We start from the raw sequence: 17,114 nt of genomic DNA on the forward strand, positions 1-17,114 counted from the left end.
GTCTGGAATCTCGTTTACTTTTTTGTTCACTATATGAGGAACTTGAGCCTACAAGTATAATGGTTTCACATAAAAAATTTAGATACAAGTGTCACGCACTGGGATGACAAGAAGAGGGCTACTTGGATGACAGAAAGGAGTGCTTGGATGACAGAAACGAAGTTATACATAGAAAATAGGTTAGGTATTTTCAGTTTTTGTTGTATACTTAAATAAAGATCTCACTTTTACAGATGGATACAGTAAAGTTTGTTTTATTACTGCCAACAATATTACTCATGCTAATTGCTGGTGTTTACCTATCGGTTAAACTAAAATGGCTACAGATATTTAGATTACCATACGCCTTTTCACTCCTTGGAGCTAAAAAAGGAGAAAATAAATTTTCTTCTATAGCCGCTCTGTTTACAATTTTAGGGGGAAATTTAGGAGTAGGAAATATTTCAGGAACTGCTGTTGCTCTAAAAACCGGAGGACCGGGCTCTATTTTATGGATGGCAATAATTATTGTTATCACTTCTGTGATAAAATATGTCACTTGTTATCTAAGTATAAAAACTAGAAAGGAAAAGAACGAACGGTTTATAGGTGGCCCTGTAGCCTACATGACTGATGCGTTTAACTCTAGAAAGGCCACAATTGTCTTTCTAGTGATCATGATGATGGTTTCAATAACAGTTGGTAACCTTGTTCAGGTAAATTCTCTATCAATACCACTTAATATGATAGATGTACCTGTAGTTGTTGGTGGCATTGTAATGGCCATAATATTTTTTGTTGTTGCAACTCTCAGCTTAAAAAAAATTAAAATTTTTATATCGGCTATGATACCGATAATGACGGTAAGTTACCTCATACTTTGCGGTATCATATTATTTAAATTTAGTGAAAATATCCTTCCTTCTCTAAAGTTAATAACAAGCAATTTTTTGACAGCTAGTAGCTTTAACTCTGGTTTATCTTTAGGTTTAATTTTAGAAATGTTGACTATTATTCAAGTCGGAACTTTGCGAGGTATTTTTGCAACAGATATAGGGCTTGGCCTTGAAGGAATCGTACATTCTTCAATTGTTCCTAAGAAAAATAATAATAAATTTATTATTGAGCAGAGTCTAATTACGATAATATCGCCTTTTATAGTTGCGTCTATAGTGTTTATTACAACAATGGTACTGCTTGTCACAGATTCTTGGGTCACTGATTTAGAGAGCACTAACATGTGCATATTTGCTTTTAGAAAGGCAATGAATTGGCCTTATATTGACTATTTAATTATGGCCATAATGTTTTGTTTTGCTTTTACTACTATTTTTACTTGGTTTTTTTGCTCAAAACAGACAATACGCTATGTGTCTATGGATAATAAATACACTAAAATCTGGATTGTAATTTTTACCATGATCATTCCGCTTGGTGCGATAGGTAAAGTCCGGTTGCTATGGGATATTGCTGATATCTCGATTGCTGCTTTGTTGTTTATCAACATACTCGCTATACTCAAGCTAACCTCTCAAGATCCAGAAGTGTTTACTATGAGTAGCAGATATTTGAAGTTGCAAAAACAGAGCTATAGCTAAAGCAATTTAGGCTATGCAGCTGTTGTGATATAAGAGTGATTTCCGCCAAGAAGGATGTCATCCCAGTGCCCAGACACTGGGATCCAGGAATCTTGATTGGCACTAAGTTAGTGAGCATAAAAGTAGCTAATCTTATGTTAAAACACAACATTTTTGATGGGGTTCGTGAAAGGCTGGATTCCAGACTGGAATGACAACTTAAATCGTTTGATGTTACCATAAAATAGCTTGTGTCATCACATTAGTAACACAACCTTCCTTAATAAAAATTCAACCAATGCTTGTGATAATTATATTAGCTAGTATTAGCTAGAACTAAAGGCAGAGGGTTATTAGTGAGGGGTATATGAACACTAACGATACACAACAAGAACACATTTATAATGAGCGCATTCAAGAAATTTTTCCTTTATTTGATAAAATAAAAAAGGAAGACGACCCAATTTATAATGCTAGAGTTGATTTTAACACAGTAAAGTTTTTAACAAAACACGCCAACTGGAATTGGGACGAAGAAGAAAACAAAGATAAAGCATATGGAGTTATTCTTCAGAAATGCGACAAGACAAAGAAAGCTGGACAAGAGCTTGAAAGTGAAGTTAAAGAAAGGTTGAAAGAGTATGTTGATGATGTTGCAGGAGTTTCAATATACGGTAATCACGCAAGTATTACGCTGGGAGATAACAAAAAAGAGTTTAAAATCAGCGAATTTTTAAATAGTGATTTTTGTGAGAAGAATGAAATCTCGGGATTTTCAACATTGCATAGTGATGGAAAGAGCGGAATGCATGGTTTTGTTGCCGAGGAAGAAGGGAAAAAAATAAGACATTATGTCGTAACTGATGGTTCATATGAAATGACTTTAAAGTGGTATGCGGAGGGGAAGGAATGTAAGATCAAAATTAAGATTGATGCTAACGGTGTAGACCTTGTTAAAGGTGATGATTTTTCTCTAGAACGGTTAGAAGTAAACAGAGATGTAAAAATAGGTGGTTTATTCTTGCATGAAATACAATTCAGGGAGAAAGGACAAGGAAAAGCGAATGAGATGCAACATAATAAAGACAGTAACGAGCTATCATCTGAAACTACAACAAGAATTGATGTTAATAGAGGTGTTAGCGTTCAAGCTACTGATATAACTCAAAAAAAAGAAGACCACCATTCACATTTTGGACTACAATCTAACAGCAGAAGGCAGTCTTACGATAGCGGAATTGGAAAAGATTTTGACGATAAAATTAATTCTCAGGAGGCTAAAGAAAAGCGTGAGCTTAGACAAGCAGCACGAGAAGCAAATTCGGGAGGTCAAGTTTATAACCTACAATCGCTTTTTGAGGAGAATCCTCAGAACAAAAAAACTCCTCCGCCACTTCCACCTAGAACTAGTTCACTACCACCTGAAAAAGGTGTTTTCGATGAGCAAGGGGGAGCCAAATCTGGAAGCCAAAAACCAGATGATTTGCGCGAAAATGAGCAAACACCTAATAATCAGCAAAAAGGTGCAACTTCTGATTCTTCAGATAGTTCTACTTTCACCAAGTCTGTAAGCCAAGATAATAGGCAAGAAGATGAACGGTATGACAATCCTACATTTGGACATGCTGTACCTGGAAGCCAAAAACCAGATAGAAGTGAGCAAATACCTAATAATCAGCAACAACCTGAAATCCCGCAACAAGAAGGAAAGAGTGAACAGGAGCCTAAAGGAGGGAAGTTAAATTACAAAAAAGGTGAATTGTCTAGTGAACCTGAAGCTGACGGAAAAAGTGAATTAAGCTCTAACACAGCTGATGTAGCACAAAAAAGATTCTTAGAGGACGTTTTAGAAAAAATAAAAGAAGACAAACCAATATACAAATGGTTAAAGGGTAAAATTGAAGGTAAAGAAGATAATCAAAATCTGGATGCACTAGAGGGAAAACTATCTAAAAAATATGGTAAAGGTAATATTATAGAAAAAAGAGAGAACGATGACGGCAAACCTCTATCTCCAGTTAGCACTGAGAGAAATAAGGAGAGTTTGATAGATGTTGAACAAGGTAGTGACACTCGATCACAGAAAAGCTCTCGCAGGAGTGGACAGGAGCCTGAAGAAGAAAGGTTAAATTACCAAAACGTACGTGAAGCATTAGGAAGTTGGAAGGAAAAACGGCTAAAGAAATACGGAATTAACGAAGATGTTAAAGAGACTAGTTTTAATACACCAGAGAAAATTCAGTCTGAATTGCAAAAAGACGATTTAGCAGATGTAAAAACAGTAGAAGGTCCAACTGTTAGTGTCTCTGCTTCAATACCAAATAGTATAAGTGATTCAGGCTATATATCTCCAACTAATGGTGATAGTAAATCTCAAACAGATTTAAAACAGGTAGGAAGGAAATTAGAAGAACATATTAATCTAACTCCATTTGAAGAACTTAAAAATACATTAGGTCAAGAAAATCTCGGGTTAAAACCGTCTGATCAGAGTCAGATTAGCGAAGAAACTAAAAAACGCTTGAGAGAAGTTGGGTTGCTAAAAGACAGCTCAACAGATGTAAAAACAAACGATTCGGGCTATTCATCTCCAACTCATGCCAATCATGAACAATCTCAAGTAAATCCTGAACAGTTAAAGAAGAGCTTAGAAAACATTGAACCAAAAGAAATCGGAGATACGAGTGAGTTAAAAGGAGCATTGGGAAACCCGGATAAAGGGTTAAGAGAACCGGCACAACAGGCTACTAAAGAAAATATTCCTAAAGATTCATTCTCAGAAAACATTTTAGAAAAGATAGGAGAAGGTAAACAATATGACCCTATACGTAAGTGGTTAGAAAAAACAGTGGCAGAACGAGAAAATAATGACACTAATCCAACTGTAGATAAAAATAGCGAACTATATAAATTACTAGAGAAAGATGAAGCACAACTGAAAGCTGGAGTAATAGAAGAAGAAAGAGGAGATACTTTAACAGAACACACTGATGGTTATGATCGCAATAGAATTGCATTAGCTAACAGAAATAAAAGACCACTAGATTGGGCTAAACAGGTTGCTGAGTCACAACAAAAAAAAGATACTAATAAAGGTATTTCAATATAAATTGGGGAATGTTCAAAAAAGTGTGTCAAACCGCATTTTTAGTTCAACTCAATTTTCAATCTATTAGGAAAGAAAATGTCGAGCTTAGACATAGTTAATGCCCAATTAGGCAAAGCCATAGTCCATTTTTGCTCTACCTTTTTATAGCACAATACACCTGTTTATACAAGCTGGTAAATGAGCCCTTAGTTTTAGTAAATTTTCTAATCTGTCTATGCAGTCCCTCAATAGGATTGGTAGTATAAATTAGCCTTCTAACTGGACCAGAATACTTGAAACGCGAATTCTGGATTAAGGAAGGAAGTATAGGAAATAGAAGGCTTTTTGGATTTGATGGAATAGGAGATGAGAGTAGAAAAGATATGAACCAAGAAATCAACAGGGGATCTATGGCGAGTGTGTTCAATTTCTAGTCTATTTTTTAGGTAACCAAAAACAGTCTCAATGATAGACCTTTTTCTCAGTAAAATCTTCTCATTTAGCGAAATTAATGTATTTTTCATACCTTTTTTCACCTTGGTAACAAGTTTCAAACCTCGGTCAAACAGCTTCTGAAAAAGCTCTTTTGCAATATAACCTTTGTCACCAAACAAAAGGCCGGTTAATTTTTCCGTCAAATTTGGCACAGGTATCCTATCATCAACATTGCCTTTTGTTAGCGTAAGTGCATGAATTTCACCATTTTCATTGATTACCATATGTAATTTGAAACCAAAAAACCAGCCGTAAGTACTCTTGCTTAATTTTGCAATTCCAGCAAAAACTTTGTTTTTGGATATTCTTTTTGCATGACAAACTGCAATGGGAGTTGTGTCTATATATGAAATTCCAGTGTTTTCTGACTGTCCACAAAGCCAATGCAACAACATTGCTAAATGCCACAAAACCCTAGGCTTTAGAGCAACAAACCTGGTATATGAAGGCAACTTTGGAAACTCTGATTTGTAGAGCAACGTTAGGTAATGTAGATAGAAAGTTTTGAAATTTTTACACGGAGATTGTTGATATAGCAGGATTATTGTCATGATTTCAGAGTGCTCAATTTCCGTTGTTCTTGTGGGTTTTTTACCATTTGGCAGTAGTTTGCCTGCAAAATTTTTCTCTATATCTCTGCAAAAATCATCGACCAAACAAAACAGTTTTGTTATGTCTTCCATGGGTAACCTCATCTATTTTTTTATAATTGCTGAGTTTACCCTGTTTTCTGCCTTTTCTATTCTCCTTTAATCCAGAATTCGCGTGAGAAAAAGGTCTATCATTGAGACTGTTTTTGGTTACCTAAAAAATAGACTAGAAATTGAACACACTCGCCATAGATCCCCTGTTGATTTCTTGGTTCATATCTTTTCTACTCTCATCTCCTATTCCATCAAATCCAAAAAGCCTTCTATTTCCTATACTTCCTTCCTTAATCCAGAATTCGCGTTATGACGTAGGACTGCTGTCATTCCAGTGCTCCTTTTTTTGTCATCCCAGTCTGGGATCTATTTTGCATGTAACTCCAATTGTGTTTTGGCATAAAACGCGACGCGTATTAGACTTGTTTGCAAGCAAAGCTTGCTAGATCCGAGTGTCACGCACTGGGATGACAAGAAGAGGGCACTGGGATCCAGGAATTTTATTAAGTTGGTAAGCATAAAAGTAGCCGTTTTATGTTAAAATACAACATTTTGATGATTATGAAAAGGCTGGATTCCAGTGTCTGGGCACTGGAATGACACCATCATAAAGTGAATCTGGATCCAAGTAGTCTGAGCACTGGGATGACACCATTATAGAGTGAACCAGTGTCAGCTACTTACATGACACCATTTACAACCACTCTCCTACCCTTTCTAGCTGTTTATAGCTGTTAAATCTCAGGAATTTATCAAAATATGGAGAGGCAATAAAGGGTGTGGAATTACTTAAATAATTAGATAAAAAACCAGGCAGATCATTTTTTAATTCTTGCATTTTGTATCTATAATTTTGTATAGAAATAACTTTTATTTTATCATAATCAAGTTTCCAATAAGCAAGTTCTGAGACTTCTCTTTTTGTTATATGTTCTACCGCTAAGGCTTGTAAAATTAATTGCGGAAAAAATCCCGACATCACTTCTTCATTGGAAGGTGGTGAACCAAGTTTATAGTCTATAATTACTACTTGCCCACTTGGTAGATACTCAACTCTATCACATCTTGCTATCAGTGAAATTTCTTGTGGCCTATTTGTCATCCAAGCAGTTTCATACTGATCACAAGAACCAGTGTCACGCGCTGGAATATGAAATATCGGACAGGTAAAACTCTTTTCTAGCTCAATATGGTTGCTTCGAGTCTCATCAAATTCGATAAAAGATTGAATTATCTTTTGTAGTCTTACCCACCACATATTTGAAAAATTAAACTGACTAGTCGAAAATGCTTCTCGTGCAATGCTCATCAGCGACTTTTTGTTGCGTGAATATCTTGCAAGAATGTTGTGTACCATAGTGCCAAATTCCAATATCGATGGCTTAAAATTCAAGTCTCTTAATTGTTTAAGGCCCAGTATATATTCAACGTAAAATGAATAAGGATTACGAATTAGCTTTTCTATTGCACTGCAAGACATCACCTGCATTTTTTCTTTTCTAACTTCGGTTTGAGGTTTTGGCATAGGCTGAGTACATGGAACAGTACATTCAGGCGTATTTAATATCCTTAGCCAATCACGATACGGCTGCTTCCCCTCCTTGAGCAGAATTTCCAAACGCTGCAATAGAATTGGTTTTCTATGGCTTAGCGATCTTGTAATATAAACCTTACTTGCACAAAACAAATTGTGTAAAGTATAAAAAAAATACCCCTGCTCTTCTTGCACGGAAGGAAGATTAAATTTTTCTCTCGTAAATGCATTCAAAAGCGGACTTTGAAAGCTTGGCGCTTCATTAAATCCAGCAAGTATTACAACTTTGTTGTGATATAAGCTGAATTTATTCAAGTCACTTGCTACAGAGAAAAACTCTTTCTCTAAAAATAAGGTCAGAATTTGGCTATATAACTCTAAGGAGCATTTAATTCCTACACCCTCACATGCATTTGAGAAATTACAGGTAAAATTACCTATTTCACTATTTAGCTCTGAAAAATTTATACCAGATAATATATTAATACACTGCAAATGAGTTGCTACCACATCGAAAATAGAGCAATTTATAGAACGAAGTAAAGGATTAAATATAACCTCTAACTTACTGATAATAAGTAATATATCTTCTTTGTATTTTAGCTTTTTATGGGCATTGATAGCATTTATAATATCGCTCAGGCCATTTGTACTAAAGTTGCGTAATACCTCTATTTCAAATTCAGATAAAATCCGAGTGTACTCTTCTTGAGTGTAACCAAAAGTCACTAGCCTATGCTTAAGGAGCGAAAGTAATGACACACTGCTCCAATTTGAGGTCAAAACTTCGATACTATAAAGCAGAAGCGTTATATAAGGGTAATTTTCCGGCATGGCACTGTGTTGCCTTGATAAACATGCTATACGAGTTGCAAGTAATTTATCAAAGACGACCAAAGAAACATTTTCATAACCTTCATTTTCTATAATTAATGATGTCACTTGTGCTTCTTCCTCTCTGGAATCACAAGTGATGACTTCAATATTGCCAACATGTCCACTACTAACTTTGCTTAGATCGGCAGTTGTATCAAAGACATAGTCAGTTATTTCATTCTCTATAGTGTTCAAGCAGCTAACATCCCTTCTATCCACTTTTAAATAATCGAGCAGATCTTTCAGACAATATTGATAGTGTTTTTTATCAAGCAATTTCCAGTCTTTCTCTTTAATTTTCAAATTCAGGTTAGGCAAAATTATTTTTCCAAATGGCAGATCATATATAGCCTTAATTAACGACTTATCCTTTCCAATTCCAACAAAGATTATATGTTGGTCTTTTTGTAAAGAGGTTATCATATTGTTTATGTAATCACTCTTATGTTCTAATATATCCACTACTCCTAAATCTTTTAAAATTTCACTCCATGTTTCAATAAGTAAATTTATGAAACTTTCTATTTTTTTTGAATGTTCATCAAACTCTGCCATTTGGGTATACTGAATTTTATCAAGCAATGATGGCAGGCTATAAGCTAAATCAATTGGAAAATTATCATTATTTTTTCTATTCCACTCCAATATGAATTGAATGAGTAGCAGCGTCCTTTTTGTTGGCTTGATAACTTTGACTCTATCAAGATTTAATATTAAATCCTCCTCATCGATGTTCTCTAGCGAAACTATCTCTGGCAAAATTATGCATTTTTTAGCGTTATAATTCTTGAATGCACTCAGCAGCGCTATCACATCCCTCTTGCAAGGAAGTATGATCTTTACTTCAGGGATTTTTTCTCTTTCATATTCAGAAAATATATGCTGAACCAGCACATCGAAAAGGGATTCATCCACATTAACGGTAAAAACTCTTCCCACTAACAGTAACAATTAATACAATACTTTTATTGTATAGAAATTATTCAAAATATAAACGTGCTTATATGCTATTATATATTAAAATCTTTTATAACATTACATGACAAACATCAGAATAGAAGTTTTAAATAAATGTGAGCAAGTTGGCTGCAGATGGTTAGTCAACGTTTACTCGATTTATATACACAAAGAATTACCACCAAAATTATATGAAGAAATTTGTGGGCTATTTTATAATAAAGTCATACAAGACTGCCGTTATTATTCCTACAACGAAAACCTTGAAGAAATTCAATATGACTTCATAGAACCACAAGCAAAGTGGGGCTTGGAAATAAGCTTTTTACCTGGCATGACCGATAATGTAGGCAACACAGCGAAACAAATTGTTAGAGAATATTTAATAAACAAAGGCTATATCGACCAGTCTGTCATCCCAGCCCCTTCTTTTGTCATCCCAGTGCTTGACACTGGGATCCAGAAAGAGAAAACGCAGATTCCAGCGTCACGCGCTGGAATGACACCAATTGAGATTAAGGCAAGAAGTTCAAAATTGATTTTGGGTAAAGGAAGCATGCCAACCGAAGATTATATAAAGCAAGAATTCAACCCTATCACTGAGTATTGCACACTTATCTATAAAGAAAATAATAACTATAGCTGGAAATATTATGGTAAATATAAGTCATTAAATACCCACTCCGGTGTCATTCCAGCGCGTGACCAGGAAAAAAAAGAATGGATTCCAGTGTCAAGCACTGGGATGACAGAAGAGAGCACTGGAGTGATATCAAGTAGTAATGGAGCTAAATCTGTTGATTTAAATGTAAGTGACCAAGAACTTGAGAAAATCAGCAGAGATGGAATCGATGGTAATGGCACTTTAGGGCTCTCTCTGGCAGCAATGAAAGCTATAAAGGATTACTTTAAAAAACTTAATAGAAATCCATATGATATTGAACTTGAGTCCCTAGCACAAACTTGGTCTGAACATTGTAAGCACAATATCTTTTGCTCTCCCATTGATGAAATAAAAGATGGCCTATACGCACATTATATTAAGCGTGCAACGCGTGAGATAAATTCTGACATATGCGTGTCAGTTTTCTCCGACAATGCCGGAGGAATAATTTTTAATGACGATTACTTAATCGTAGATAAAGTTGAAACTCACAATAGCCCTTCAGCTCTTGATCCATTTGGTGGAGCAATGACCGGAGTGCTTGGAGTTAATCGTGATATAGTGGGTTTCGGGAAAGGCGCAGAGCCTATAATGAATACCTATTACTTTTGCTTTGCCAAAGAAGCAAAAGGCAAATTTTATAGGGATAAAGAGCGCACTGATGAGATCTTACCGCCAAAATATATAATGAAAGAAGTGATTCACGGTGTTAATGTTGCTGGTAATTGCTCTGGTATTCCAACACAACTTGGATCGGTATATTTTGATGATAGATTTTGTGGAAAGCCGTTAGTCTTTGTTGGCAGTGTCGGAATTATTCCGCGCAGTATAAATAATGTACCTTCATACATCAAAGGGCCTAAAAACAGCGATAAAATCGTAATTATTGGTGGAAGAGTTGGAAGGGACGGAATTCACGGTGCAACGTTTTCCTCAGAGGCTTTGTCGGGAAACAGCCCTTCAACAATTGTGCAAATTGGTGACCCTATAACACAAAAAAAATTATCCAATGCCGCCTTGGAAGCAAGAGATCTTGGTCTTTATAATGCAATAACGGATAACGGAGCAGGCGGTCTATCATCGTCTATTGGTGAAATGGGAAAAGATGGATTTGAAGTTGATTTGAGCAGGGTTCTCCTTAAAAACGATGGTATGGCTCCGTGGGAAATATGGATATCAGAATCACAAGAGAGAATGACCTTAGCAGTGCCAGAAGAAAATCTCCCTATGTTTAAGCAAATCATGAAAAAACATGATGTGGAGGTTTGTGTGATTGGAGAGTTTAACGAAAGTGGTAAAGCTGTTGTTAAATGTCCTAAAGGGAAAGTAATAATGGATATCGGAACTGAATTTCTGCATGATGGTAATCCTAAAATGCATTTACAGACAAAGCCGTGGACTGGAGAGTGGATTCCAGTGTCAGCTACTTGCATGACATCAAGCCAAGAAGTCGAACTAAAAGAAATGCTGAGCAGACCAAACATATGCAGCAAAGAGTTCATAGTGGTGCAATATGATCATGAAGTTCAAGGGTCATCAGTGCTAAAACCATTGCAGGGCAAGGGAAGAGTGTGCAGCGAAGCTATTGTTTCAAGGCCAATCCTTTCTTCAAATAAAGGTGTTGTGAAATCACAGGGGTTTGGCTCAAGTTATGGAGAAATTGACACTTACCATATGGCAGCATGTGCGATTGACACTGCCATACGCAACTACGTAGCTGCAGGAGGAAATATAAATCATCTAGCGTTGCTCGACAATTTTTGTTGGTGTGATGCTTATAATCCAGAAAGGTTGTGGCAACTAAAGAGAGCTACAGAGGCTTGTTACGACTTTGCAACTGCATTTAAAACACCATTCATATCCGGAAAAGATAGTATGTTTAACGACTTTAAGGGATATGATGAAAATGGCGAGAAAGTGATGATATCTGCACCACCTTCATTATTCATCTCAGCAATTGGAATTATAGAAGATATTGAAAATGCGGTATCGCTTGATGTAAAAATGCCAGGAGACTTAATATACGTGCTTGGAGAAACACTTGATGAACTTGGTAGATCTGAATATCAGTTATATAGTGGAATAGGTAATAACAACGTACCAAAAGTTGATGCAAAGAGCGCTAGGAAGTTGTATGAGCGTTACAACCAGGCAATAAAAGATGGCATAATTGCCTCTGCAATTGCACCAAACTTAGGCGGATTAGTTATTGCTCTGGCAAAATCGCTAATTGCAGGAGATCTCGGTGCTGAAATCGATCTTTCACTAGTGCCAATAGGAAAAATACAAAATACAGACATAATAAACAAGATAATAATGTTTTCTGAATCGCAAAGTAGAATTTTGGTTACTATTGCACCACACAATCAGAAGAGGTTTGAAGAATTGTTTGAAGGTGCAGTTTATTCATGTATTGGCAAAGTAACAGAGAAAAAGGTGCTAAACATAAAGGATGTTTTAAAAGTAGATCTGAAAGATGTGGCATGCTAATATAAAATATTTTTCTTATTATGCTAAATAACTCTTTTACTATATGTAATGTTTATTTAGAATGAATGTATGTTATTAATTTTGGGTAGGTAATTATGTCTATTTTATCGATACTCCTGTTTATCAGTCTTTCTTTACTCAACACTTCAAATAAATTGATGATATGTGCTGCCTTATTTGTGGGAGCTGCTTTAGTTGTAAATTCAATAGTTGAATTTTATGGCAAAAGTAAAGCTACGTACAGTTTAATAGTGTGTACAGTGCTATGTTGTGTTTTTAAATTGCAAAGTTTTAGTTTGATGATATTGATTTCATATACTGCAATTTTAGTCTCTCTTCTCTCAAGCATAATTATTTTTGAAAAATTGAAGTCCAAGTTGAATTTTCATATGGCAAATTTCATTACTTTAATTATAGCATCAGTGGTTGATAGTGCCGTTGTATGTGTTGGATTACTATACAAATTTTCTGCATGCCTATCAATATATACTAGAGACTTAATTTTTAAGTTTTCTTATGCGTCAGTATTGAGCATCTGTTTGTTTGTAGGAATGTATTTATTTTGCTTGGCAAACAAGAAGTATTTTAAGATTTCCACATAACCTGTTTTCTGATATAGCTAAACTGACTTTGGGTCCTAGGGGTGTATTTGGTGCGTAACAACAGTTTAGAATTTATAGGTAGCCTAAACCCACAACTGTACAAACATTATGATTTGAGCCTATCATGGGGGTGTCATTCCAGTCTGGAATCCAGAAACTTTGCTTATAACTGAGCTGATGAGCTAAAGGTAGTTGTCTTACGCTAAAACAAACGTTTTTAATTAAGTTGCATAGAACCAGTGTTGGGCACTGGCCCACTGGTGGGAATTGCTCCTAAACTACAACGTTCGTACAGCTATGTGCTTGACACTGGGATGACATCATAGGGGTGCTGGGCATAAGTGTTGAAAGTATCAAAAATAACGTGATATGAGATGATCAACGGCATGTAAATTACCTCCCGACAGTAAAACAATCGAACGTATAAAAGAGTCATTTAGATCCAATGTGAATTGCAGTAATGCTATTTTGAACCCATGTAGATTATTTTTGATTTTATAAACAAGAAATAACAAAGCCGTAATAATAATCATGTAAATATACACCTTCATGCCATTCATAGTATGGCTTAAAAAGTGCTTATATCCAAGATTTTGCTTTATAAATTTAAAGAACACTTCTATATCCATCTGCGCCTATATAGCTCTGTTACTTCATAAGCTGGCATTTCAAACAAGTTTGTCAAAAACCATATTTCATCTCCAATTTTATTTCTGATTTTTATTAGCCGTAGATCATGCTTTTCTGCCACTTTACCTCGTGCACGATAAAGATTAACTATTATATCTTCTAAAATCTCTGATCCATCCGATTTTTGTTCTCTTATAACTTTGTTCCTGCTTATAACATCATGTTTTCTTCCTACTTTAACTCTTGTGATAAATTTGTACTCCTTTTCATCAAATTCGGCAAAAGTTCCAACTTTTCTGATTCCTCTATCAAATAATAAAATATCCTCTTTTTCAACTTTAGCTTCATTAATTGCTCTCACTAATGCCATATCTTCACTACTTTCTTCTTGTCCTTTACAAAATCTTATACTTGTCGGCAATTGATCCTTTAATCCTACACTCACTTTAACTTGACTGTCGTTACTTTTACCGCCTATTTTTAGCCCATCTTTTATGAGATATCCCGATAAATTTATGATCGTCGAATCAAACTTATGTAAGTTATTTGATGTTTTTTGGGGTAATAGCTTTTTAATCTTGCTCATCAAATCAATATATACTCCCTTAAAATATTCTGGATTTATAACTTTTAACCTTTTTGACAAATCACTGTATGTTACTGTACTTTTATCGCTATTCTTATCCATTATACACCTGTCTATTACCATTTCTAGCGCTCTTAGGCTTGTTTTTTGCCCCATTAATATTAACTTCATTAGACCTTTAAATATAATCTTGCCCAACAATTTAGTATTACATTTATCTACTTCACTTAATTTTCCTAGCCTTTCTAAATCCTCATCTTTTATTAAATTTAGTACTCTTTCTATTTGATCCATTATTGCCTCCATTTTCTTGCAATAATAGTTCTTTATGTCTTTTTTGTGTTACTTTCAACACTTATGGGGTGCTGGCCTACTTAACCGTCATCCCACTACTTGTTAGCGGGATCTAGAGATACCGCGAATGAATCGCGGTATGACGGGCATGACGATAAGGTTTATACCTTGTCATCCCAGTGCTTGACACCGGGATTGATTTATCTTGTCTACCTTATTTTGCCACTCCGCTGAACGGATACCATATTATGCAGGTTTAGAATTATGCTTTATTCTTACGTTTATGTCTTGGCCCAATACAATCAATAAGTTAAGCAAGTATTCTAAGGAGAACCCTTCGATTTTTGACCTATTGATTTGAGATACTTTAGGTTGATCAATCTTTAGAGCGTTTGCTGCTTTTTTCTGTGTTGTGTACTTCTTACTTATTAATTGTGCAATGATCTTTATTAATTTCAGTTTTGTATCTTTTACATCTCCCAACTCTACTATTATAGGATAACTTAATTGTAAATTTTGCATAATAATAAAATCCCTTATAAAAAAATTACTTTAGTTTTTCTTCTTTAAATAACACATGCCTTCTGACTACAGGGTCATACTTCCTAAACTCCAGTTTTTTGGTGAGCTTTTTTGGATTACGCTTTTTTACATAAAAATAACCTGTTGATTTTTCTTCACCAGTTTTTGTTGTCTTGATTGCAGTGCTAACTAACTTAACGAGCAAAGAAGCATTTTTTTTCGCCATACTTATAATGATATAATAAATTCTATGCGAGTTTATTACGCAAAACACTAAAAGTCAACCGAATAATGCAGATCGTAAAATTCTTGACAATCAACAGTGCATTAAGTAGCATGAAGTTAACTTCAGAATGAAAAGCAAACGGTAAATAAGTGGCAAATAATGGTAAAAGGTTATTATTGATAGAAAATTCCACCTGTTCTAATGAGGTAAGAGTTGCCTTGTCAGTTAATAATAAGGTTGTAGAATTTGAACAAGAATTTAAGGAAAAAAAACAATTAAGAGGTAATATATACGTTGCTTATATAAAGCGTATAGAGCCTTCTTTGCAAGCCGTATTTATCGAATATGGAAAAAATAAGCAAGGTTTTTTGTCTTTTTCCGAGATATCTCTAGATTACTTCAATATTCCAGAAAAAGAAAAGGAAACTATCTTTGAGAGCTACTCAAATGACGATTACACAGAAAAAGGGAACGATACCATAGCAAATGTCTCTTCAGATTCTGCAGCTAGTAAGAATGTCAACGAATCAGGTAGTGGTTTTGTAAGAGAGGTACCTTTATATAAAAAATACAAATTACAAGATGTTATTTCAGTAAATCAAAAAGTATTGGTTCAGCTAACTAAAGAGGAACGAGGCAATAAAGGAGCTTCATTTACAACATACATAACTTTAGTGGGTAGATACTGTGTTTTCATGCCAAATTCCATGAGTAAAGGTGGAGTGTCTCGCAGAATTGAAGATGCTAATGTCAGAAAGCAGTTAAAGGATATACTAAATTTAATAAACTTGCCAAAAAGATCAGGTTTAATAGTAAGAACTGTTGGTTCAGGAAAAAGTAAGAAAGAAATTGAGCAAGATTACAATTACTTATCCTCATTATGGCAGAGCATTCAAAAAAATGCCTTCTCTGTAAATGCTCCATCATTAATTTACAACGAAGCAGATGTAATTATGAGATCTGTTCGTGATTTTTGTAGCGATGGTATAGAAGTTATAGTGTCTGGAAAGGAAGCTTTTGAAGCAGTTAAGCAATATGCTAATAATGCACTAAAAGGTAGTAAGTTGCGCTATAGATTGTATAGAGGTTATGTTCCGATCTTTACTTACTACGGGATCGAAGATCAGATTTCTGAGTTATATAGCAATAGAGTAGAGTTGCCATCTGGTGGGTCTTTGATAATCACTTTAACTGAGGCGTTTGTTTCAATAGACGTAAATTCAGGAAAGATGACAGGAGAAGATAGTATAGAAGAAACAGCTTATAGAACCAACATGGAAGCAGTACCTGAAATATCAAGACAGGTGAATCTTAGAGGCCTATCAGGATTAATAGTAGTCGATTTTATTGATATGTTGAAATATCAGTATTGCAGAGCTGTTGAGTCTGCTATAAGGCAAGCGTTTAAAGATGATAAAGCTAAGGTTCAATTTAGCTACATAAATGACTTTGGTTTAATGGTATTTTCAAGACAAAGAATTAAACCAAACATACAAGAAATTAATACTACAGAGTGTTTACACTGCAAAGGTACTGGAAGAGTAAAATCAAACGAAGTAATTGTTGCATCGATACTAAGGGACTTACAACATATTGCTAATAAGAATCGAAATAACTCTTTTGATTTAGTAGCGCGCAGTGCAGTTATAGCGCACATTTTTAATAACAAACGCAATACAGTTTCTACAATCGAAAAAGAGTTTAATATTACATTGAACGTTAGTATTGATAACAGTTTAGATGTAAATACATTTGTTTTAAAACAAGGAGATGATGTTAATTTAAACGATTATAAGCCATTGCAGAACTCTGGATACCAAATTGGGGATAGCAGCAATGAAGAAGCTGATAATTCAAATAAACTACGAGGCAATTTTTGGTTGACTAAGTGGCTTTCGCGCCTTTTAAGTTCTAATAACTAACTAGAAATCCTAAGTTGGGCTTGTAATT

General features: G+C 34.9%; 9 protein-coding genes and 2 pseudogenes. 5 read left to right on the top strand and 6 right to left on the bottom strand.

The features are described 5' to 3' along the window. Positions 1 to 233 precede the first annotated feature (233 nt). Positions 234 to 1,577 (top strand): alanine/glycine:cation symporter family protein, encoded by a 1,344-nt coding sequence (locus tag OPR17_RS05085; protein WP_265021379.1) that lies wholly within the window; start codon positions 234 to 236, stop codon positions 1,575 to 1,577. A gap of 346 nt (positions 1,578 to 1,923) precedes the next feature. After that, complete coding sequence (locus OPR17_RS05090) at positions 1,924 to 4,665, top strand: hypothetical protein (protein ID WP_265021380.1); 2,742 nt, start codon at positions 1,924 to 1,926, stop codon at positions 4,663 to 4,665. Between the two features lie 38 nt (positions 4,666 to 4,703). Here OPR17_RS05090 and OPR17_RS05095 read toward each other — a convergent pair. Continuing rightward, a pseudogene (locus OPR17_RS05095) lies at positions 4,704 to 4,942 on the bottom strand (IS256 family transposase); the annotation flags it as partial. After that, on the bottom strand, positions 4,920 to 5,822 hold the full coding sequence (locus tag OPR17_RS05100) for an IS982 family transposase (RefSeq protein ID WP_265021381.1): 903 nt from the start codon (positions 5,820 to 5,822) through the stop codon (positions 4,920 to 4,922). The pseudogene OPR17_RS05095 and the gene OPR17_RS05100, both read right to left, overlap by 23 nt. A 73-nt stretch (positions 5,823 to 5,895) precedes the next feature. On the opposite strand from OPR17_RS05100, the pseudogene OPR17_RS05105 reads away from it, so the two are divergent. Then, positions 5,896 to 6,096 (top strand): annotated as a pseudogene (locus tag OPR17_RS05105) (transposase); the annotation flags it as partial. A gap of 381 nt (positions 6,097 to 6,477) precedes the next feature. Here OPR17_RS05105 and OPR17_RS05110 read toward each other — a convergent pair. Next, positions 6,478 to 9,132: a PD-(D/E)XK nuclease family protein gene (locus tag OPR17_RS05110; RefSeq protein WP_265021382.1), complete on the bottom strand. Its 2,655-nt coding sequence runs from the start codon at positions 9,130 to 9,132 to the stop codon at positions 6,478 to 6,480. A 100-nt stretch (positions 9,133 to 9,232) separates the two neighbouring features. Between OPR17_RS05110 and OPR17_RS05115 the strand changes: the two genes are divergently transcribed. After that, complete coding sequence (locus OPR17_RS05115) at positions 9,233 to 12,304, top strand: phosphoribosylformylglycinamidine synthase subunit PurL (protein WP_265021383.1); 3,072 nt, start codon at positions 9,233 to 9,235, stop codon at positions 12,302 to 12,304. Positions 12,305 to 13,525: 1,221 nt separating this feature from the next. Here the strand turns inward: OPR17_RS05115 and OPR17_RS05120 are convergent. From OPR17_RS05120 to rpmG, 3 genes are all read right to left on the bottom strand, one after another. Next, positions 13,526 to 14,428, bottom strand: a complete 903-nt coding sequence (locus OPR17_RS05120; RefSeq protein ID WP_265021314.1) for a transposase — start codon at positions 14,426 to 14,428, stop codon at positions 13,526 to 13,528. Between the two features lie 234 nt (positions 14,429 to 14,662). Beyond that, positions 14,663 to 14,938 (bottom strand): helix-turn-helix domain-containing protein, encoded by a 276-nt coding sequence (locus OPR17_RS05125; protein ID WP_213863160.1) that lies wholly within the window; start codon positions 14,936 to 14,938, stop codon positions 14,663 to 14,665. A 25-nt stretch (positions 14,939 to 14,963) separates the two neighbouring features. Beyond that, positions 14,964 to 15,164, bottom strand: coding sequence for a 50S ribosomal protein L33 (rpmG, locus tag OPR17_RS05130; RefSeq protein WP_015589280.1), 201 nt, complete (start codon positions 15,162 to 15,164; stop codon positions 14,964 to 14,966). Positions 15,165 to 15,313: 149 nt separating this feature from the next. Here rpmG and OPR17_RS05135 point away from each other — a divergent pair, with 149 nt between their 5' ends. Further along, on the top strand, positions 15,314 to 17,086 hold the full coding sequence (locus OPR17_RS05135; RefSeq protein ID WP_265021384.1) for an Rne/Rng family ribonuclease: 1,773 nt from the start codon (positions 15,314 to 15,316) through the stop codon (positions 17,084 to 17,086). Positions 17,087 to 17,114: the final 28 nt, after the last annotated feature.

This window comes from Wolbachia endosymbiont (group A) of Icerya purchasi (genome assembly GCF_947251635.1).
Classification (GTDB): Bacteria; Pseudomonadota; Alphaproteobacteria; order Rickettsiales; family Anaplasmataceae; genus Wolbachia; species Wolbachia pipientis.